General features: G+C 62.8%; 21 protein-coding genes. 6 read left to right on the top strand and 15 right to left on the bottom strand.

The window, feature by feature from the left end:
* Positions 1-266: 266 nt before the first annotated feature.
* From RMO95_RS10800 to RMO95_RS10850, 11 genes are all read right to left on the bottom strand, one after another.
* Positions 267-719: an OsmC family protein gene (locus RMO95_RS10800; protein WP_310450636.1), complete on the bottom strand. Its 453-nt coding sequence runs from the start codon at positions 717-719 to the stop codon at positions 267-269.
* 41 nt (positions 720-760) lie between these two features.
* Entirely contained in the window at positions 761-2,020 is a 1,260-nt protein-coding gene (locus RMO95_RS10805; RefSeq protein ID WP_310450637.1) for a hypothetical protein, read from the bottom strand.
* Positions 2,021-2,027: 7 nt separating this feature from the next.
* Positions 2,028-2,774 carry an outer membrane lipoprotein-sorting protein gene (locus tag RMO95_RS10810; RefSeq protein ID WP_310450638.1) on the bottom strand — a complete coding sequence of 249 codons (747 nt, stop codon included), beginning with the start codon at positions 2,772-2,774 and terminating at the stop codon, positions 2,028-2,030.
* A gap of 16 nt (positions 2,775-2,790) precedes the next feature.
* Positions 2,791-4,149 (bottom strand): ABC transporter permease, encoded by a 1,359-nt coding sequence (locus RMO95_RS10815; RefSeq protein WP_310450639.1) that lies wholly within the window; start codon positions 4,147-4,149, stop codon positions 2,791-2,793.
* Positions 4,142-4,831 (bottom strand): ABC transporter ATP-binding protein, encoded by a 690-nt coding sequence (locus RMO95_RS10820; protein ID WP_310450640.1) that lies wholly within the window; start codon positions 4,829-4,831, stop codon positions 4,142-4,144. The genes RMO95_RS10815 and RMO95_RS10820 overlap by 8 nt, the downstream gene beginning before the upstream one ends.
* Positions 4,832-4,910: 79 nt before the next feature.
* A complete protein-coding gene (locus tag RMO95_RS10825; protein WP_310450641.1) occupies positions 4,911-5,321 on the bottom strand; it encodes a hypothetical protein in 411 nt (136 codons plus the stop codon).
* A 10-nt stretch (positions 5,322-5,331) separates the two neighbouring features.
* Entirely contained in the window at positions 5,332-6,066 is a 735-nt protein-coding gene (locus RMO95_RS10830) for a DUF4395 domain-containing protein (protein WP_310450642.1), read from the bottom strand.
* A 175-nt stretch (positions 6,067-6,241) separates the two neighbouring features.
* Entirely contained in the window at positions 6,242-6,559 is a 318-nt protein-coding gene (locus RMO95_RS10835) for a hypothetical protein (protein ID WP_310450643.1), read from the bottom strand.
* A complete protein-coding gene (locus RMO95_RS10840; protein ID WP_310450644.1) occupies positions 6,547-6,876 on the bottom strand; it encodes a Rap1a/Tai family immunity protein in 330 nt (109 codons plus the stop codon). Before RMO95_RS10840 ends, RMO95_RS10835 begins: the two co-directional genes overlap by 13 nt.
* Positions 6,877-6,924: 48 nt before the next feature.
* Positions 6,925-7,365, bottom strand: coding sequence for a group 1 truncated hemoglobin (locus RMO95_RS10845; protein WP_310450645.1), 441 nt, complete (start codon positions 7,363-7,365; stop codon positions 6,925-6,927).
* A 201-nt stretch (positions 7,366-7,566) separates the two neighbouring features.
* Complete coding sequence (locus RMO95_RS10850; protein ID WP_310450646.1) at positions 7,567-8,097, bottom strand: Spy/CpxP family protein refolding chaperone; 531 nt, start codon at positions 8,095-8,097, stop codon at positions 7,567-7,569.
* A gap of 233 nt (positions 8,098-8,330) precedes the next feature.
* Here RMO95_RS10850 and RMO95_RS10855 point away from each other — a divergent pair, with 233 nt between their 5' ends.
* The gene (locus RMO95_RS10855; protein ID WP_310450647.1) at positions 8,331-9,062 is read left to right on the top strand and encodes a response regulator; all 732 of its coding nucleotides are present in this window, start codon (positions 8,331-8,333) and stop codon (positions 9,060-9,062) included.
* Positions 9,063-9,073: 11 nt separating this feature from the next.
* Positions 9,074-10,057: an ATP-binding protein gene (locus RMO95_RS10860; protein ID WP_310450648.1), complete on the top strand. Its 984-nt coding sequence runs from the start codon at positions 9,074-9,076 to the stop codon at positions 10,055-10,057.
* Positions 10,058-10,236: 179 nt separating this feature from the next.
* Here RMO95_RS10860 and RMO95_RS10865 read toward each other — a convergent pair whose 3' ends face one another.
* From RMO95_RS10865 to RMO95_RS10880, 4 genes are all read right to left on the bottom strand, one after another.
* The gene (locus RMO95_RS10865) at positions 10,237-10,479 is read right to left on the bottom strand and encodes a thioredoxin family protein (protein ID WP_310450649.1); all 243 of its coding nucleotides are present in this window, start codon (positions 10,477-10,479) and stop codon (positions 10,237-10,239) included.
* Positions 10,480-10,577: 98 nt separating this feature from the next.
* Positions 10,578-11,849: a hypothetical protein gene (locus tag RMO95_RS10870; RefSeq protein WP_310450650.1), complete on the bottom strand. Its 1,272-nt coding sequence runs from the start codon at positions 11,847-11,849 to the stop codon at positions 10,578-10,580.
* Positions 11,850-11,872: 23 nt separating this feature from the next.
* Complete coding sequence (locus RMO95_RS10875) at positions 11,873-12,319, bottom strand: hypothetical protein (protein WP_310450651.1); 447 nt, start codon at positions 12,317-12,319, stop codon at positions 11,873-11,875.
* Positions 12,320-12,467: 148 nt separating this feature from the next.
* Entirely contained in the window at positions 12,468-13,523 is a 1,056-nt protein-coding gene (locus RMO95_RS10880) for a permease (RefSeq protein WP_310450652.1), read from the bottom strand.
* Between the two features lie 516 nt (positions 13,524-14,039).
* Between RMO95_RS10880 and RMO95_RS10885 the strand changes: the two genes are divergently transcribed.
* From RMO95_RS10885 to RMO95_RS10900, 4 genes are all read left to right on the top strand, one after another.
* The gene (locus tag RMO95_RS10885; RefSeq protein ID WP_310450653.1) at positions 14,040-16,931 is read left to right on the top strand and encodes an SNF2-related protein; all 2,892 of its coding nucleotides are present in this window, start codon (positions 14,040-14,042) and stop codon (positions 16,929-16,931) included.
* A gap of 136 nt (positions 16,932-17,067) precedes the next feature.
* Entirely contained in the window at positions 17,068-17,334 is a 267-nt protein-coding gene (locus RMO95_RS10890; protein WP_310450654.1) for a KilA-N domain-containing protein, read from the top strand.
* Positions 17,331-17,930, top strand: a complete 600-nt coding sequence (locus tag RMO95_RS10895) for a hypothetical protein (protein ID WP_310450655.1) — start codon at positions 17,331-17,333, stop codon at positions 17,928-17,930. Before RMO95_RS10890 ends, RMO95_RS10895 begins: the two co-directional genes overlap by 4 nt.
* A complete protein-coding gene (locus RMO95_RS10900; protein ID WP_310450656.1) occupies positions 17,920-18,873 on the top strand; it encodes a DUF4868 domain-containing protein in 954 nt (317 codons plus the stop codon). Before RMO95_RS10895 ends, RMO95_RS10900 begins: the two co-directional genes overlap by 11 nt.
* Positions 18,874-18,940: the final 67 nt, after the last annotated feature.

Here is an 18,940-nt window from a genome sequence, read left to right on the forward strand (position 1 = left end):
TCGCAAATGTACTGCCTTTCCGGATATATGTCCATGTCACACTTGGATTCAGCCCGACGACCCGCCGTAGCAACGATAGTTGGCGCTGGCGGCACGGCGGCCGATGTCATACGCTCACCAGCCGTGAGCCCGTTGGCGCGTGGGTCGGGTGGCGGGCGGTTGGGCCCTGGTGCTCTGCTTCGCAAGGTGGATGGCGGACTGAAGTCCGCCCTACGGTCCGCCCTACTGTCCGCCCTCAATGGAACGACCATTGCGCACTCGCTGCGCTAGCCCTTGAGCACCTTGCCGGCGGCGTCGCGCACGCTGACGTTCACCGGGAAGCCGCTCCTGACGCTCTGGGTGACGACGCAGAAATCCTCGAACTGGTCGAGCACGCGATCGAGATGTTCGAGGCTGTCTGCCGGCGCATCGACCTGGATCATCACATCGACGCTGCCGACGCGCAGGCGCTTGGCCTCGTTGCGGTCCAGGTGCGCGGTGACCACCGTGGTGATCGGGCCGGGATTGTTCTTGAACTTGCGCAGCGCGAACAGCAGGCTGGCCGAGAGGCAGTTGGCGACGCTGGCGGCGAGCAGGCGCGAGGGATTGGGGCCGGCGTCCTTGCCCAGGGGCGGCGGCTCGTCGCTCAGGAGCGGCGGGATGTCCTGGTCGAAGCGGATCAGGAAGGCGAAGTCTTCCTGCTGTTCGAGGGTGAAGCTGAACTGCTGGGTGTCACTCATGCGGATCTCCGGTAAAGAGTTGGCGTTGGCGATGCGGCGATTCAGAAATAATAGCGCGCCATCAGCTCCAGCTTGCGGGCGTTCTGCTTCTCGCCGAACTCGCTGTGCTCGCCGCCGTGCAGCCAGGTCGCGCGCAGGCGCAGGTCGAGATTGGTGACGCCGTTGTAGAGCAACTCGGGGCTCAGCGAATAACTCCTGTCGTCGAGATTGCCGATCAGCGTGATAGAGGGCGTGAAATAGACGATGTCGAAGGGCTCCTTCTGGCTCGCCCGCAGATAGAGGTAGCGCTCGCCGGCGTTGGCCCGGCCGTAGGCGGGGCTGATCTGCCGCGCCTTGGCCAGCAGCGCGGAGTTGCCGCTGTCCACCACCCGATGGAAATCCGTGAGCTGGCTTTCGGTGTAGCCGCCGCCGTTGCGGTAGTACTCGGCGATCCAGGTGGTGTCGCGTTCCGTCAGGTAGCGCAGGCCGAGCAGATAACTCGTCGCATCGCGGACTTCGCTCGTGACCTTGCCGGCCGCGTCGATGCGGCGTTGTTCGACGTCCTGCAGGCGCGCCCATTCGCCGTGGATTTCCAGCACGCTGCTGAGGTTGCGCGAGAAGTCGATGCCGAAGCGCGAGCCGCGGCTGCCCTGGCCCAGCCAGGTGAAGTCGATGTCGGTGTCGCGGTAGAGCAGGTAGAGCTTGGCCGCGACATTGAGATGGTTGGGCTGGCCGAAATCATGGTTGGTCTGCGCACCGACCGGCAGCAGAACAGGTGTAAAAGCAATCGTCTTGAGCTCGCCGCCATCGTCCGCAAAGTTGCGGATGAAATCCGCCGCCAGCATCGTGTAGCCCTCGCGCGCCAGCTCGACGTCGTTCGGGTCCTTCATGCGTTCGACGAAGCCGACCGGATTCCAGGCGTAGCCCTTGCCCCATTTCAGCGCCTGCTTGCCGATATCGAGCGTGAAACCGGGGTCGGGCTTGAACGACACATAGGCCTCGTCGAAGCGCGCGCTGCCCTCGCTGATGAGTTGGTCGCGGCGTTGTTCGGCAGCGGCGCTGAGCTTCAGGCTGGCAATGCCCTGGGTATATTTGGCGTTGAGCTTGAGCGTCGCGGTGTTGCGGTCGAGCGTGTCGCGCGCCAGGCCGTTCAGTTTATAGAAGCTGCCGTCGCGCTTGAGCCAGGAGCGATCAGCCTTGAGTTCGAGATAGCCGCCGAACTCGAAGGGCTGCTTGTCGAATTCGGCGGCATCGAACTTGAAATCCTCCGCCCACGCCGTGGCCGCCAGCAGGCAGGCGAACGCGGCCAGCGCGCGTTTCATTTGCGTCTCATTTCCTCAAGTCCTCGACGCGCGGCAGATAGTTGAGCGAGAACACCTCGTCGGGGAAGCTGCGCTTCTTGATGTTGGCATAGAGCATCACCGACTTGTAGTCCTTGTACAGCGGGCTGTCGGTTTCTATCGTCGCCGGGCGCTTGATGCCGCCGCCGAAATCCTTGATGTCCGCAAAACGCAGGGTCTTGATAAGCATGCCGCTGGCCGCGTAGCACTCGATGGTGACGGGCAGCAATGCCTTCCTGTCCACCCACATCTTGAGCTTGTCGTAGGCGACTTCGTTGGTCTTCGCCTTCAGCGTCAGCAGGTACTGGTCCTTTTCCTCGGCTGCGGCTTCCACCTTGTATTCGGCCGTGTAGTCGATGCGCAGGATGTCGGCATTGTTGAACACGCCGCCGGTCACCGACTGCAGGCTGGTAATGCGCATCGGCTTGCCGACTTCGGGAATGTAGAGCCACATGTTGTCGCCCAGGCGCAGCGTGGCGCGGCCCTTGTCGCTTTGCGGCGCGAGGAAGAGCGCGACGATCTTGTCGCGGCCCTTCTTCACCGAATACAACACGAACTCCTTCTTCTTGCCGTCGGGTTCGATGTTGATCAGTTTGCGCAACATCTCGTAGGACTCGGGTTCGAGATTGCGGTCCACCTTTTGCAGGATCGCCGCACCGTCGAGCACCGGGGCCGATAGGGCGGGAACTGGCGCCAGAGCCAGCAGGCACAGCAGCGTAGTCAGCAGCTTCTTCATGATCGTTGTCCGGTAATCAAACATGGCGCAGGGCGCTGATCGGGTCCATGCGCGAGGCCTTCCAGGCCGGTTGCAGGCTGGCGAGTATGGCCACGGCGACCACCATCGCGGCGATGGTCAGGACGTCGCCGCCGGCAATGCTCGGCGCCATCACCAGGTTCTGCTGCTGGCCGAAGTTGAAGGTCGGCTGCCACAGATTGATGCCGAAAATCGTCGCGAGGCTCACCGCGGTGCCCGCCACGGTGCCGACGATGCCCAGCATCAGGCCCTCGGCGAGGAACAGCGCAAGTATGCGCGAGGGCGGCGTGCCGATCGCGGCGATGGTGCCGATCTCGCGGATACGCTCATACACGGCCATGATCATCACGTTCATGACGCTGACCAGCACGATCGAGACCAGCACGATCTTGATGAACAGGGTCATCAGGTCGATCATGCGCGCCAGGTTGGCGAAGGGCGAGAGGTCGGCCCAGGTATGCACTTCCAGCACCGGCTTGCCCTCCTTGTTGGCGACGCCGCCGAGCGCCTGCTTGAGCTGCGCGTCGATCTTGTTCAGCCGCGAGAAATCCTTGAGCCGCACCACCATTTCGCTGACCTCGGCCTCTGTCATGCGCAGCAGATCGCGGGCGTCGTCGATATGGATGTAGCCGTCGCGCCCGCCGGGGCCGGTGACGCCTTCGAGGACGCCGCGCACGACGAAAGTCTTGCCATTCACCGAGCCGTCGCGGTTGGTCGCCACCAGCACCACGGTGTCGCCCACCTTGGTTTTCATGCCGCGCGCCAGCAGCGCCGGAATCACGATCTGGCCGCGGCCGACCAGGGCGCCGGCCTTGTCGCCCTCGATCATGCGTCCCTGCAAGAGCGGCGTGGTGGTCACCTCGCGCGCCGGGTCGATGCCGTTCACGCGGATGCTGGTGGTCTCGGCGAAGTTGCTGAACATGCCGCCGAACTTGACGCGCGGCGACCAGGCCTCGACCGCCGGATTGGCCTTCAGCGCCTCTTCCACCTTGGCCACCATCTGCGGCTTCAGGTTGAGGTTGAGCGGCAGGTTGTCGATCGAGGCGACATAGCCCTTGCGGTGCACCTGGATGTGGCCCAGCACCGCATCGGTGATCTGGCCGACCATCATCGACTTGAAGGAGCCGGCGACGGCGATGAAGAGCAGCACCGCGACCATGCCGATGACGATCAGCAGCAGTGTCAGCAGGCTGCGGCGGCGATAGCGCAGCAGGTTGCGGCTGGCAATGCCGATAATGTCGAAGGCCCCCACCCCCCAGCCCCCGCCCGAGCGGGGGTGACGGATGTTCGCCGCCTGTGGCGGCTCCGGGTTGTTGGCTGCGCCCGACTCGGGGCGGCCCGTCGTCGGGCTAAACATGGTTGCCTCCATCCTGCAGACGGCCGTCTTCGAGCGTGAAGGTCACCTCGGCCTCGCCCATGATCTTCGGGTCGTGGGTGGAAAAGACGAAAGTGGTCCTGAACTCGTCGCGCATTTTCTTCATCAGTTCGAGGATGCGGTAGGCCGTGTCGTGGTCGAGGTTGGCGGTCGGCTCGTCGGCCAGCACCAGCTTGGGCTGGCTGACCAGGGCGCGCGCCACGGCGACGCGCTGCTTCTGGCCGCCGGAGATCTGGTCGGGACGCTTGTCGGCCTGATCGCTCATGCCGACAGCGTCGAGCAGGCGCAGCACCTGGGCGCGGCGCTTCTCCGCCGGCCATTTCTGCACCATGCGCAAGGGATACTCGACGTTCTCGAACACGGTCAGCACCGGAATCAGGTTGAAGTCCTGGAACACGAAGCCGATGTGCTCGCCGCGAAAGCGCGCGGCGGCACGGCGATCAAGCGTGGCGATGTCGGTGTCGAGCACCGTCAGCGTGCCGCTGGTCGGATGGTCGAGGCAGCCGATCATGTTGAGCAAGGTACTCTTGCCGCTGCCCGAGGGGCCGACGAAGGCCACGAAAGAGGCCGGCTCGATGGCGAAATCGACACCCTTGATCGCCGGCACGTCGATGTCGCCGACGCGGTAGGTTTTTGTCACGTTGTGCGCGGAGAGCAAGCTCATGGTGCTTCTTTCGAAAGTTGGCGTTGGCGATACGGCTCTTCAATAGCGGTTGACGGGCTCAGCGGCACATGGATGCAGGCTACCTGATCCGCCCCGCCAGTACCGTCTGCACGTCGGCCGTGGTCCACTCGCCGCGCGCCCCGGGCGGCGTGCCCGGAATGTTGGGAAAATTGACGAAGGCGACCTTGCCGCCGTCCTTGCGCACGAACACGTGCTTGCCGTCGATCAGGATCAGGATCGGAATGTGGCCGGACAAGCCGGCGGCCGCGAGGCGCTTTTCTCCAAGCGGGCTTTCGATGTCGATTTCCTTGACCGTCAGCTTGCCGCCCTGTGCCGCCAGCCATTCGCGCAGCGGCGCCAGGGCCATCCTGACCGGCGGGTGCGGCATGGCCACGATCTCCACCGACGGCGGCGCGGCCAGCGCACCGCCGGCCGCCATCGCCAGGGCTGATGCGACCATGGCGGCAAGGAAATTCCTGCGTGTGTTCATTGTCGTTCCCTTACTTGCAGTTATTGTGCAGCTTCCACATTTCGGCGTGACCCATGGCGACCGCCCAGTCGGGCGGCGTGCATTTGCCGTCTGTGGCAGCGGCAGACGGGCCCGACGCGGCAGCGGCGCCAGCCTGGGCCGACGGCAGCAGACGCTGGCCGACGAAACCGATCACGCCGAGAAATACCGCGACGATGGCCACTTGCGCCAGTCCGAGCTTCTGCTTGTCCTGGCGCTGGTCGACTTCGCAGGTGCCGCCGGGGCATAGCTGCGCCTGCTGCTTCGCGAACAGGTTGTAGATCTTGCAGCCGAGGCAGATGCCGAAGGCGCTCTCGAAGAACATCAGCGTCAGGCAGGTGGCGCAGACCAGCAGGTTGATCGGGCCGATCACGTTGTTGATCACGATCAGCCAGAGCATGGTGATAGCCAGCACGAAACCGATGGCCCAGGCAAAGCGCTTCTGCGGCGCGCCGACATACTCGGGCGCCTGGTGCCGCACCGCGAAGCGGCCGAGGATCATGGTCGGCGAATATTTCGGATTGACGAAAATGCGGATCGTGAAATCGATCAGGAAGGCGATCACGAAAATCTTGGTGAGCCGGAAATTTCCGGCCAACCAGGCGTTCATGAAGGCGAGCATGGCGAACAGGAACAGTATCCCGGCGGAGGCACGCACTTCGCGCTCGTTGAGCACGGGCACCGCGTACTCGTCCATGCGTTCGCCAAAGGCGAAGATTTTGCTCATGTCGTCTCTTTCAAAAGTACATGGCGCAATTTGACACCAACCATGCAGGCCATGCAGCGCCGGAGACGACAGATTTGCATCGCCCGGTTGCGCGGGCAGTCCTGGTTACGCTGCGTTACAAAGCGAGGCTTCGAAGAGATGCGGGCACGTCACTCCGCGCACTTCGATCATTTGATCAGCGCGTCGATCGGCATTGGTCCAGATACGGCCTGCCGTCCATTTCGACACGCATCGTGTCCCTGTTGCGCGATAGCTTGAGCATGTCGCAGACGTAATCTGTCTCGCCCCCGATACCGGGCTGCTCCCGCAGGCGAAACCGCATGCCGGAGATTTCGATGGCAGTGGCGTCTCCTGCCGTCTCGAGCCGAAAGCCCGAGCCGTTGGCGCAGACGTATTCCGTCGTCAAAGCTTCCGGCGCAGACAGCGAAGCACATCCCGATAGCGCCAGGACAAGGGTCCAGGCAAGCCGGCGCGATCCGGTCATTTGCCGCATGGGTAATGCGCGGCATAGGCGCGTGCTACCAGCCCCAGTGCGGTCAGTGATTGGGCCTGCGGATTGGCCTTGAGCCAATCGATCACGATGCGGTGTTGTTCCGACAAGCCGATCGCGGGCGGCAGACAGGCGCGCACCCCCTCGATGCTGTCATGCGACAGCGCATCCTCGGCCGCCAGCAGGTAACCGATGCAACGTCCGGCGGCGACGGACGAAGCCTGCGTACACCACTTGTCGAGATGCTCGCGATCGGTCAGGGCATGGGCCGTCGTGGCGAAGAGAAATGCCAACAGCGGAACAATGGAAAATGGTTTCATGATTTGCGGGAAGGCGACGAACCATGCGGTCCGTCGCCCTATTCTGCATCAGCGGCCGACGACGTCGCCCTTGAGACTGGCGAGCATGCCGATCACTTCGCTCTGCTCCTTGGCGGGCACCTTGAACTTATTGAGCGCCTTGGTCGTGTCTTCGGCCAGGGCGTTGAACTCGGCGTCAGTAAGTTTCATGCCGGTGTGGGCGGATTTCATGTCCTTGCCCTGGTACCGGCAGGGACCGCCGCTGGCCTGACACAGGAACTCGACCAATTGGCCGCCGAAGGCTTCCGGCTTGGTGTGCTTGAAGCGGCCATTGATGCGCGCATCGGCGGCGACGTTGTTCCATAGTTCACCGACTACGGCTTGCAGGGCTGCCTTGCCGCCAAGGCGGTCATACAAGGTTTTTTCGGCAGCGAAACTGGCGGCAGACAGGGAAATGGCGATGAGACCGCCGGCGAGCAGGGCGACGGATTTCTTGGCAAACAGGTGCATGGGGAAGTCTCCGAATGGGTTGTGGGTAAAGCGAAGCCCATCCTAGTCGCCCGGCTTCGGCAACGATGTGACCAAAGTTACACAGACAAGAGTTGGTGCTGGCGACACGGCACCCACAGCAAAAGCCAACGCCACCCTTGCGGAGCGGCGTTGGCTTTTGGTCGGCCATGCGCTTGCGCGGCGCGGCAAGCCTGCGACCGGTCACCCGCGCCGATACATCGGACCGTAGGAACGGTCGAACAGCTCGCGCTGTTTCGGCGTCAATACCTCGTAGAGCTTGGTGAAGGATTCACTCATCGAACCCATGGCTTTCTGGCCCTGCTGCATGCGCTCCGGCATCGTCGCGGTGCTGGTGTCGTTGTGCAGGGCCTGCATGGTCTTGGCCTGTTCCGCGGCCTTGGCGGCGAAGGCGTCCCATGCCGGCTGCTGTTCGGCCGTGATGCCGAGCTGGGACTTGAGCTCGCCGAGCTGCTCCTGCTGGAACCTGGCGATGTCGGTATCGTTGCTGGCGAACATGCGGCCGTGGCCCCAGCCCATCATCATGCCGGGACCGCCGCGGCCCATCATGCCGGGGCCATAGCCGTGACCGTAGCCGGGGCCATAGCCTGGACCGTAGCCTGGGCCGTAGCCGCCGAAGCCGGGATGGGCCACGGCGACAAAGGCGGTGGCGAGTCCGGCGGCGATGGCGACAGCGATTGCACCGTTGCGAAACTTGGTTTTCATCGTGCTCATTTTGATCTCCCGTAGCGAGTGACATCGAGGCCGGAGGTTTCCGGCCCCTCGATCGGGCGTCCGTCGTGGCCTTCGCCAGTTTGTTCGCCCATGGATGCCATTTGACGTCCGGAATGTAAGCAAGCCTTTGCTGCGGCGCGCCGTTTTGCATCGCTGCGTTGCGGACCCATGGACCGTTACAGTGCGTTACATTGCCGGCACCCAAGTGTTTTCGGACGCGCTATAAGACCGCCATGGATAACAAGGACCGCATTCTCATCGTCGACGACGACCCGGAAATCCGCCGCCTGCTGGTCGATTACCTGGCGAAGAACGGCTTCGAGGCCTACGCCGCGAAGGACGGGCGCGAGATGTGGCAGGGCCTGGAGCGGCACGCGATCGACCTCGTGGTGCTCGACCTGATGCTGCCCGACACCGACGGCCTGACGCTGTGCCGCGACCTGCGCGCGCGTTCCGCGATGCCGGTGCTGATGCTCACCGCGCGCGGCGAGGAGGCCGATCGCATCGTCGGCATCGAAATGGGCGCCGACGACTATCTGGTCAAGCCCTTCAGCCCGCGCGAACTGCTGGCGCGCATCAAGGCCATCCTGCGCCGCACCCGCGCCCTGCCGCCCAACCTGCGCCCGGAATCGCAGCGCTGCCTGGCCTTCGCCGGCTGGCGCCTGGATACCGCGACGCGCGCGCTGACGGCGCCTGACGGCGTGGTGGTGCCGCTGTCCGGCGGCGAATACCGGCTGCTGCGCATCCTGCTCGAACATCCCAACCGCGTGCTCAACCGCGACCAGTTGGTGGAACTGATCCACGGCCGCGAGGCGGATCCCTACGACCGCGCCATCGACGTGCAGGTCAGCCGCCTGCGCCAGCGCCTGCGCGACGAAGGCCGCGAGCCGCAACTGATCCAGACCGTGCGCGGCGAAGGCTATGTGCTGGCGGCCAGCGTCGAGGGGCGCGCATCGTGCGACTGATGCCGCGTTTAATGCCTGCGTCGCTGTTCGGCCGCCTGACGCTGATCCTGGTGGTCGGCCTGCTCGCGGCCCAGTTCGCCAGCATGTGGCTGCACATGGGCGAGCGCGCGATGATCATGCAGCAGTTCCACGGCCAGATACCGGTCCTGCCGAGCCGCTTCGCCACCCACCTGCTGATCACGCTGGCGGCGGTGATCGCGGTGTCGCTGGTGGCGGTGCGCCTGGTGACGCGCCCCCTGCAGCGCCTGGCCGAAGCGGCCGACGCCTTCGGCGGCGACCTCGAATCGCCGCCGCTGCCCGAAACCGGGCCGGCCGAAACGCGGCGCGCGGCGGAAGCCTTCAACCGCATGCAGGACCGCCTGCGCCGCCTGATCGCCGAGCGCGGCCGCGCGCTCGCCGCCGTCTCGCACGACCTGCGCACGCCGCTGACCCGCATGCGGCTGCGCGCCGAACTGGTCGACGACGAAACCCTGCGCGCGCAGATCAACGCCGACATCGACGACATGCAGGCCATGGTCGAATCGACGCTCGACTACCTGCGCGGCCTGCGCGAAAACGAGGCGCTCCAGTCGATCGACATGGAAGCGCTGCTGGCCAGCCTGGTGGCCGACGCACAGGCGCTCGGGCATCCGGTGACGCTGGCCGGCAAGACTGTCGCGCCCTACCTCGGCCGGCTGTCGCAGCTCAAGCGCGCGCTCGGCAACCTGATCGACAACGCGGTGAAGTACGGCCAGTCGGCGCATATCGTGATCGAGGACAGCGCCGTGGAATTGCGCCTATGCGTCGAGGATAAGGGCCCCGGCATCGCCGAGGCCGACCTGGCGCGCGTGGTCGAACCCTATGTGCGGCTCGAAGCCTCGCGCAGCCGCGAGACAGGCGGCGTCGGGCTCGGCCTCAGCATCGCGCGCGACGCGGCCCTGCTGCATGGCGGCCGGCTGGTGCTGGAGAACCGCGCCGGCGGCGGCCTGCGCGCCGCGCTGGTGTTGCCGCGCTGAAGCCGGACCGTAGGGCGGCTGTAGGGCAGCTGTAGGGCGGCTGTAGGGCGGACTTCAGTCCGCCATCCACCCTTGGCCGACTAAAGTCGGCCCTACAAGGCCATCCATCCCTGGCCGACTGAAGTCGGCCCTACAAAACCCCACAAGGCCCTGCAACGCCCCACAGCGGGGTCACCCGTTCACCCCGCACCGGCCAGCCACTGCTCGATCTTGTCGCGGCTGGGCACGCCGCCGGCATGCACCACTTTGCCGTCGATCACCACACCCGGCGTGCTCATCACGCCATAGCCCATGATGTCCCTGATCTCCTCCACCTTGTCGAGCTGGAACGCCACGCCCCTGGCGCGCGCGGCCTCCTCGATCAGCTTGAGCGTGGTCTTGCAGTTGGCACAGCCGGTGCCGAGGACCTTGATGTTCAGCATTTGAATGACTCCCGTGCGATTGTTGGCGCGCCGGCCGGTAAGGCCGGGCGCTTGCATAAAAGAAGACGAAGCAGCGCGCGAAAGGATGCAGGCGAGATTCAGTCTGCGCGGCCGAATCTCGCGGCAAGGTAAGTCATGCCGACCGCCGCGGCCAGCAGGCCGAAGGCGATGCCGACCTGGCTCACGCGCTCCGGCGCCAGCAGCAGCAGGGCGCCCAGTTCCAGCATCATCACGCCCGACATCAGCTTGAGCAGGCGGCCTTCGCGCTCGCTGAGTTTGCGCGCGCCGAGGCTGCCGGCGAACACGGCGACGATGGCCGCCAGCGGCAGCACGTAGATCAGGTTGTAGGCGGCCAGATAGCCGTAGCGGGCGGCCGGCGACAAATCGGCCAGGGTCAGCAGGCGCGTATAGACCATGGGGAAGCCGGCCGTGCACAGCAGCTCGTAGAAGTTCGCGGCGATGGCCAGGAAGGCCGTGGCGGCGATCATCGCCGGCAGGTTTTCGGCGCCGAGGATGTTGCGCGTGCGGCGGAAGATGTCAGGCTTTTTCGATTCGGGAATCGACAGCGTGAGCCCCCGTTCGAACCAGAAATAATCCTTGACGTTGACCGCGCCAACGAAGACCGCCAGCGCGCCGGCGGCGACCGTCACCCAGGCGAGATGGCCGAAAAGCTGGAACACGCTGAGCCAGGCCGCCATGAAGGCGAAGTACATGAGGCCGGAGATCACGACGAAGACGCCGCCGATCGCCAGCATGCGCGCACGATTCTTTTGGTGCGCCATCATCGACAGCAGGAACAGCAGGACGAAGAAGGCGCAGGGGTTGAAGGCGTCGAGCCCGGCCAGCACCAGGGTCAGCACCGGCAGCGAGAGGCGGGCGGGGTCCAGCGCGCCGAGCAGCGGCAGATCGATGGTGGCGGCCGGCGGCGGGGCGGTGGCCGGCGCATTGACCATGGCGCCCTCGGCGGCGCGCGCGCGGCATTCGTCGAGGCGCTGGCGCAGCATGGCACCGGTGGTCGCGTCGTCGGCCCAGCCGACATGCATTTCGCCGCAGAACAGCCACGCCGGAACGCTGGCCGCCACTTCGCCGAGATCGCGCGCCATGCGATCGAAGCGCTCGACGTTCTCCGGATGACGGGTGAGTTCCAGCGCATGCAGCCTGACCCAGGGCCGCGCCTGCGGAATGGCCTCGATGTAGGGATGGGCGGCGGTGCAATGCGGACAGCTCAGCGACCAGAAGAAATAGAGCTGCACCTGCGGCGTGCCGTCGGCGCCCGTGACGATCCACGGGTCTTCGGCGCGGGCGGCGGAGGGCGCCAGCAGCGCGAGGCACGCGCCCAGCAGAGCAAAGAGGCCGGGGAGCGTTCTCATTCAGGCGACAGCCGCAATGCCGATCACTTCGCCTGCAGGCGATACAGATACTCGGTCAAGGCCAGGATGCGGCTGCGCGCGGAAGACTCGCGATCGTGCGCCGGGTAGCTCTCGAAGAATGCGGAACTTTGCAGGCTGAAGCTGCGGCCCCAGATCGGCATTTCGCGCGGGCCGTGCGCCTTCAGTTCTCCCCGGCCGTCGATCACCTGATACACGCGGTCGAAGGGGAACACGCCGCCGTTGTTTTTCGCCAGCACGGTGAGATCGGGAATTTTGGTCGTCAGTTGCCCCATGAAGCTTCCGTTACCCTTGCCCGTCGCGCCATGGCAAACGGCGCAGGAGCCTTCGTACTCGAACTTGCCTATATCGACCAGCTTGTCCGCGGCAAGGGCTGCCGTGGCGGTGGCGCCAATCATGACCAGCAAGGCACGAGCGATTGCGCCGTGGCGCAGTTGGTTTGCGATTTTCATGATGTCTCCCTGAGTCGTAGTGAACGATGAACCGGTCCTGCATTCCTTCATGGTAGACGGCGCACAAACGGATGCAATCATTTGCCATACCGGGAAAGGGGTAGAAGGCGAAATTTCCCGGTGCCGAACGAGTACTGCGCCGCCCCGCTCACAGCACCGCGTTGAATACGTAGCCGACCAGCAGGATGCCGGCCGCCACCACGCCGACGAAGGTGGCGATCAGTCGCGGCTTCAGCACCTTGCGCAGGATCACGATCTCGGGGGCCGAGAGCGCGATCACGCTCATCATGAAGGCCAGCACCGTGCCCAGCGCCGCGCCCTTGCCCATCAGCGCCTCGACGATGGGGATGATGCCGGCGGCGTTGGTGTACATCGGCACGCCGATCGCGACCGCCGCGGGCACCGACCACCAGGGCGCATCCCGGCCCATGATCGAGGCCATGAAGTCTTCGGGCACGTAACCGTGGATGCCGGCGCCGAGCGCGATGCCGGCCAGGATGTAGGGCCAGACCTTGCCGACGATCTGCCGTACGTGCGAGAAACCGCTGTCGATGCGCTCGCCCCAGGACAGCGCGGGGATGTCGGCACCATTGACGGGCTGGCTGTTCTGCATCGCACGCACCCAGTCTTCCAGGTGGCGCTCCATGCCGAGCTTGCCGATCACCAGGCCGGCGACGATGGCGACCAGCAGGCCCATGACCAGGTAGAGCAAGGCGACCTTCCAGCCGAACATGCCGAACAGCAGGGCCAGCGCGACTTCATTGACCATCGGCGCCGAGATCAGGAAGGAAAACGTGATCCCCAGCGGCACGCCGGCCTGCAGGAAGCCGATGAACAGCGGCACAGCCGAGCAGGAGCAGAAGGGCGTGACGATGCCAAGCGATGCGGCCATCACATTGCCTGCTCCGAGGCGGCGGCCGGAAAGCATCGCGCGCGTGCGCTCGGGCGAAACGAAGGTGTGCACGATGCCCATGACGAAGACGACGCCGGTCAGCAGCAAGAGCACCTTGGGCGTGTCGTAGAAGAAGAACTGCAGCGCGCCGCCCAGATGGCTGTCGCGCGCCACCGGCAGCGCCGCAACCAGCGCCTCGGACACGGGCATCAGCGCCAGGTAGAGCGCGAACCAGAGCAGCGCCGCCAGCGCCAGGAACAGAAATGGCTGCCGGCCGGGCCAGCGTTTGAGTTGAATGGCAAGGGCTTGCATGCAGGGGTCTCCGGAGTGAGGACAAGGGGGAAAAACTCCCTCTTCAGTCAGGAGACGAATGCGGCGGTAAAAGGATGCGGGCGAGTGGAAACTTCTTCGCCGGCGCGGGCTTGGCAGGAAGGCGCGGCAAGGCGCATGGGGTTCAGCCGAGCGAAGCTCTCCGCCGCAATGCGCGGCGGACGTCCGCACCCCGCTCGATCACTTGCGCTCGCCTGGGAGTGGGTATGACTCTCGATAGCTCAGCACGGCCGCTCTGCACAATGTTGAAAGTTGGCGCTGGCGATACGGCGGCAATTCGGCCAATTCGGTCGGTGGTACTCGAGGGCGCCAAAGGCAAGTATGGAACGGTTACCAGTCATACGCGATCAGGACATTGGGCATTCACCGGCAGTCGCGGGGTAAGTATTGGTGGGTCATGGAGTCCTTCTTTCATGCGCACGGGCTATCCGTCGAGATTGTCTTGGACTTTCCTGTACGTTGCAGGACAATTACCTAAATACCAATAACTCCCGACCTGTGATCTCCGTCTACCACACAAAATATTTCGCCTACGAGCTGACGCGACGCTGCCCGCCGGATAGTGTCGAGAAACTGACTGGCGCGCTCGTGGATGCACAGGTGGACCTGAATCCGCATCAAGTCGATGCGGCTCTGTTTGCATTCAACTCACCCCTATCCAAAGGGGCGCTGCTGGCGGACGAGGTGGGCCTGGGCAAGACGATCGAGGCGGGCCTCGTGCTATCGCAGAAGTGGGCCGAGCGCAAGCGGCGCATTCTGGTCATTACGCCGTCGAACCTGCGCAAACAGTGGTTTCAGGAGCTGGCCGAAAAATTCTTCCTGCCCTGCCGGATTCTTGAAGCCAAGCCCTATAACGCTGCGATCAGGCAAGGCCAATTCCGCCCTTTTGAAGCGCCCGAAATCGTTATCTGTTCCTACCAGTTCGCCAAGAGCAAGGCCGGCGACGTTCAGGCCGTGCCGTGGGATCTGGTGGTGATCGACGAGGCGCATCGGCTGCGCAACGTCTACAAACCGTCGAACGTCATCGCCAACACGCTTAAATTGGCATTGGCCGGTAAGCACAAGCTGCTGCTCACGGCGACGCCTTTGCAGAATTCGCTGCTGGAGCTGTTCGGGCTAGTCAGCTTCATCGACGAACACACCTTCGGCGACCTGAAAAGCTTCCGCGAACAATTCGCCAATCTTAATCAGGAGCAGGTATTCGAGACGCTTAAGGCGCGCCTCAAGCCCGTCTGCCATCGCACCCTGCGCCGGCAGGTCACGGCCTACATTCCCTACACCAAGCGCTTGCCGCTGGTCGAGGAGTTCACCCCGGAGGAAAGCGAAGACCGGCTCTACCATCTCGTCTCCGAATACCTGCAACGGGACAATCTTCAGGCGCTGCCGGCCGGTCAGCGCAGCCTGATGACGCTGGTGCTGAGGAAGCTCCTGGCCTCATCCACCTTCGCCATTGCCGGCGCTCTGACGTCGATTTCCAACCGGCTCAAGGCCAAGCTCCGCAAGCAGGAGCCTGCCGAATCGCTGGAAGACGAACTGGATCAGGACTACGAAGCGCTCGACGAAATTGCAGAGGAATGGACGGACGACGAACCGGTTGAACGTCTTACCGACGACGACCGCCGGGCGCTTGAGCAGGAAATCGCCGACCTTGACGCCTTCGCCCAATTGGCCACCTCCATCCAGCACAATGCCAAGGGCAAGGCCCTGCTCAAGGCGCTGGGTATCGCCTTCGCCAAGGCCAAGGAAATCGGCGCCGAACAGAAAGCCATCATCTTCACCGAATCACGCCGCACCCAGAGCTACTTACTTCGCCTGCTGGCGGACAGCCCATTCCGTGAGGGCATCGTCCTGTTCAATGGCTCGAATACTGACGACGGCTCCAAGCAGATATATAACCAGTGGCTGGAGCGCCATCAGGGCAGCGACCGTGTTACCGGCTCGCGCTCGGCCGACATGCGCTCGGCGCTGGTCGACTACTTCCGCGAGCAGGGCCGAATCATGATCGCCACCGAGGCGGGCGCAGAAGGCATCAACCTCCAGTTTTGCTCGCTGGTGGTGAATTACGACCTGCCCTGGAACCCGCAGCGCATAGAGCAGCGCATCGGCCGCTGCCATCGCTACGGCCAGAAGCACGACGTAGTGGTAGTGAACTTCCTCAACCGCAAGAATGCCGCCGACCAGCGCGTCTTCGAGTTGCTGTCGGAAAAGTTCCAACTCTTCGAAGGCGTCTTCGGCGCCAGCGACGAAGTGCTGGGCGCCATCGAATCCGGCGTCGATTTCGAGAAGCGCATCGCCGCCATCTACCAGAACTGCCGCAAGCCAGAGGAGATCGCCACCGCCTTCAACCAGCTCCAGCTCGAACTGAGCCTGGAGATCAACGAATCCATGACGCGCACACGCCAGCAACTGCTGGAAAACTTCGACGACGAAGTCCGCGAAAAACTCAAGGTGCGCGACGAGGCCTCCCGTGCCTACCTCAACCGCTACGAACGCCTGCTTATGCTGCTCACGCGGCATGAACTGGACGGCCAGGCCGAATTTCTGGGGGATGCGTCGTTTCGCCTGACGGCGAACCCATTTCCGCAGCAAGCCGCCGCTATCCCGCTGGGCCTGTACGAACTGCCGCGCCGCTCCGGCGAGGCCCATCTCTACCGCCTCAACCATCCACTGGCCGAAGCCATCGTCGCGCAGGCAAAGCACCGCGAGCTGCCGCCGGCCGAAGTCCGCTTCGACTACGGCCAGCATGACGGCAAGGTCACGACTCTTGAACCCTTGATCGGCAAGACCGGCTGGCTGGCTCTTTCTTTCTTCAGCGTGGAAGCGCTTGACCAGGCGGAAGATCACTTGATCTTCTCAGCCGTTACCAATGACGGCCAAACATTGGACGACGAAGTCGCGCAGCGTCTACTGACGCTGCCGGTAACTTCGCCCCCTCTCGATCTTTCACTCCCTCTGCTTCAGGGAGAGGACTGGGGAGAGGGTGGGGCTCAGGGAACGCTCAAAACATTGACCCAAAGTCGGCAAGCCGTCATCCAGCGCAACATATCCGAGCGCAACGCCCGTTTCTTCGAGGCCGAAGCCGACAAGCTCGACGGCTGGGCCGACGATCTGAAAGTCGGCCTGGAGCGGGAAATCAAGGAAATCGACCGCCAGATCAAAGAGGCCCGCCGCGCGGCCACGACCGCCCTGACGCTGGAGGAAAAGCTGGCCGGGCAGAAACAGATCAAGGCCCTCGAAGCCCAGCGCAACCAGAAGCGCCGCTCGCTGTTCGATGCACAGGATCAGGTCGACAAGCAGCGCGAGGAATTGATTGCGGTCATCGAAGGCAAGCTGAACCAAGCCACCACCCTGCGGCCCTTGTTCGTGTTGCGCTGGGCGCTTTGCCGATGATGCCGTACGCCGCGCCGTCTCGCCAGCGCCGACTTTTGGCAGGCCACCGAATGGCTCGCCTGGTGAGCCTCGCCACGGGTACGCTTGCGATGCCATATGAAAATCGCACCGCCGTGTTCGAAAGGGAGCCGCAAGAATGAAAGGCCGCATTATCTCAGTGCAGGGAACCGAGATTGCCATCGCTACCCGGCATGAGCAGGACTACATCTGCCTCACCGACATGCTGAAAGCCAAGGACGGCGAATTTTTTATCTCCGATTGGCTGCGCAACAGGAATACCGTGGAATTCCTGGGCATCTGGGAGCGCATCAGCAACCCCGGTTTTAATTACGGCGAATTCGCCGCAATTAAAAGTCAGGCCGGGCTGAACAGTTACAAGTTGAGCGTCAAACCGCAGCTATGAATTCGCGTGATCCCTCCCTGAGGCTGCGCCCTTGGGTATCGCTGCTACTCTTCTTAAGCGCCTATTCGCCGTTAATGCTGATCCTTGTTATCAAGGACTACGCACCGGTTGATCCTGGATGGTTGCCACAAAATCCGGTCATCAGTGGTGCGCTTCTTTTCGTCGCCGTCATGAGCAGTATCGCGGTTCTTCGAGCCGCCAAAGGCATTGATGGCGGCCTGTACGTAACCGTCACCAAAGCCTCCAACAAGTCCGGTGACATGTTTGGCTATACCGTTCCCTATATGCTGTCATTCTTGCGTGTCGACTTGAGCGACTGGCAGACCATCATCAGTCTGGGGATTTTCCTTGCGATATTGTTCATCATGGCCTACCGAACACAGACGGTGTTCGTCAATCCGGTTCTTGCGCTTGCCGGATATATGTTGATCGACTGTACGTTCAAACGTGGCGAACAGGAGATACAGGCAATGGTCGTAACACTCGAACCACTGGCTATAGGGAAGGCTTACCGCTTGGAAAGACTTTCCCATTACCTCTACATTGCAGCAAGGCAGGGAAAATCCGAAACCACAGGAGATGTCGATGAGCAATAAGAATGCCAAACAACTCAAGACGATCAAGTCGGTGGATTTCGGCCAGTGGACTGCTACTTTCTGGCTGGTCAAAAGAAAAGTTGTGCAGCGGGAGGCGCGCTACACAGTGCTACGGGTCGACATTGATGCGAAATTGCAAAAGCGTTTCAGGGGGTATCTGAAGCAACAGTTGCAAGGCAAGGATTTCCATGTTGCCGAGTACGACTACAACAACGCCGATGGCGACGATGCGTTGTTCACCATTGCCGCCGAGGCTACCGACTTTGCAAAGGTCGAGGCGGCAATAAATGACGGCTTCGACAACCCCCACGCCGCAAATTACAGCGAGTTGCTCAACTCGTGGGCCTATATCCTTATGTTCGAGAAAGGCGACGAGCGACTGTATGCCTGGCGGACGATCAGTGCGGACACGCAGCCGAAGAAAGTGAATTCGAAGGGGGTTACGTTCTTCATCAACCATAAGTTAACGGACGTGGAGGACAAAGAAGTATTCATGATCTACCCGTACTACGACTTCTTTGTCTATGAGGGTACGACCTTTATTGCAGATAAGCGACGCTTCGAACGCTCAATGAATTTCCGTGAGGGGATGAAGGAAAACGCCAACGAGGTGCTTTCCAATTTCGAACAACTCAAAATCTTTAGCGATGTAGACATCATCAGGGAATTCGTTGGCACCAATCTGCATCACTTGCGCAAGCTTTCGTCCATCCGCAAGGCTGGGTACTACAAGCAGCCGGACTACATGAAGAGGCTCATTGCGGTCAGCGCAAAGGAAAAATGGGATATCAAGATCGTCAATGGCAAGATCATAGTGGAACCAGAAACGGTGGAACTGCTCCTCAAGCTGCTGAACAACGATAGATTGCGCTCACCCATCAACGATGAGTTGTTCGACTCGGCGGCTAAAGCACCTGTCACAAGGAAACCGACCGCTAAATGAGCAAGAAGCAAAAATCACTGCTGTCCGGTTAAATTGAAGGTGGAATCGCTGTAAGCCATGACTGACA

Origin of the sequence: Sulfuritalea sp., from assembly GCF_031426875.1 — a bacterium.
Lineage (GTDB): Bacteria > Pseudomonadota > Gammaproteobacteria > Burkholderiales > Rhodocyclaceae > Sulfuritalea.

Bases quoted from the DNA above. Each gene is read 5' to 3' on its own strand.
- RMO95_RS10800 (WP_310450636.1), bottom strand. From the start codon at position 719: ATGAGTGACACCCAGCAGTTCAGCTTCACCCTCGAACAGCAGGAAGAC.
- RMO95_RS10805 (WP_310450637.1), bottom strand. From the start codon at position 2,020: ATGAAACGCGCGCTGGCCGCGTTCGCCTGCCTGCTGGCGGCCACGGCG.
- RMO95_RS10810 (WP_310450638.1), bottom strand. From the start codon at position 2,774: ATGAAGAAGCTGCTGACTACGCTGCTGTGCCTGCTGGCTCTGGCGCCA.
- RMO95_RS10815 (WP_310450639.1), bottom strand. From the start codon at position 4,149: ATGTTTAGCCCGACGACGGGCCGCCCCGAGTCGGGCGCAGCCAACAAC.
- RMO95_RS10820 (WP_310450640.1), bottom strand. From the start codon at position 4,831: ATGAGCTTGCTCTCCGCGCACAACGTGACAAAAACCTACCGCGTCGGC.
- RMO95_RS10825 (WP_310450641.1), bottom strand. From the start codon at position 5,321: ATGAACACACGCAGGAATTTCCTTGCCGCCATGGTCGCATCAGCCCTG.
- RMO95_RS10830 (WP_310450642.1), bottom strand. From the start codon at position 6,066: ATGAGCAAAATCTTCGCCTTTGGCGAACGCATGGACGAGTACGCGGTG.
- RMO95_RS10835 (WP_310450643.1), bottom strand. From the start codon at position 6,559: ATGCGGCAAATGACCGGATCGCGCCGGCTTGCCTGGACCCTTGTCCTG.
- RMO95_RS10840 (WP_310450644.1), bottom strand. From the start codon at position 6,876: ATGAAACCATTTTCCATTGTTCCGCTGTTGGCATTTCTCTTCGCCACG.
- RMO95_RS10845 (WP_310450645.1), bottom strand. From the start codon at position 7,365: ATGCACCTGTTTGCCAAGAAATCCGTCGCCCTGCTCGCCGGCGGTCTC.
- RMO95_RS10850 (WP_310450646.1), bottom strand. From the start codon at position 8,097: ATGAGCACGATGAAAACCAAGTTTCGCAACGGTGCAATCGCTGTCGCC.
- RMO95_RS10855 (WP_310450647.1), top strand. From the start codon at position 8,331: ATGGATAACAAGGACCGCATTCTCATCGTCGACGACGACCCGGAAATC.
- RMO95_RS10860 (WP_310450648.1), top strand. From the start codon at position 9,074: ATGCCTGCGTCGCTGTTCGGCCGCCTGACGCTGATCCTGGTGGTCGGC.
- RMO95_RS10865 (WP_310450649.1), bottom strand. From the start codon at position 10,479: ATGCTGAACATCAAGGTCCTCGGCACCGGCTGTGCCAACTGCAAGACC.
- RMO95_RS10870 (WP_310450650.1), bottom strand. From the start codon at position 11,849: ATGAGAACGCTCCCCGGCCTCTTTGCTCTGCTGGGCGCGTGCCTCGCG.
- RMO95_RS10875 (WP_310450651.1), bottom strand. From the start codon at position 12,319: ATGAAAATCGCAAACCAACTGCGCCACGGCGCAATCGCTCGTGCCTTG.
- RMO95_RS10880 (WP_310450652.1), bottom strand. From the start codon at position 13,523: ATGCAAGCCCTTGCCATTCAACTCAAACGCTGGCCCGGCCGGCAGCCA.
- RMO95_RS10890 (WP_310450654.1), top strand. From the start codon at position 17,068: ATGAAAGGCCGCATTATCTCAGTGCAGGGAACCGAGATTGCCATCGCT.
- RMO95_RS10895 (WP_310450655.1), top strand. From the start codon at position 17,331: ATGAATTCGCGTGATCCCTCCCTGAGGCTGCGCCCTTGGGTATCGCTG.
- RMO95_RS10900 (WP_310450656.1), top strand. From the start codon at position 17,920: ATGAGCAATAAGAATGCCAAACAACTCAAGACGATCAAGTCGGTGGAT.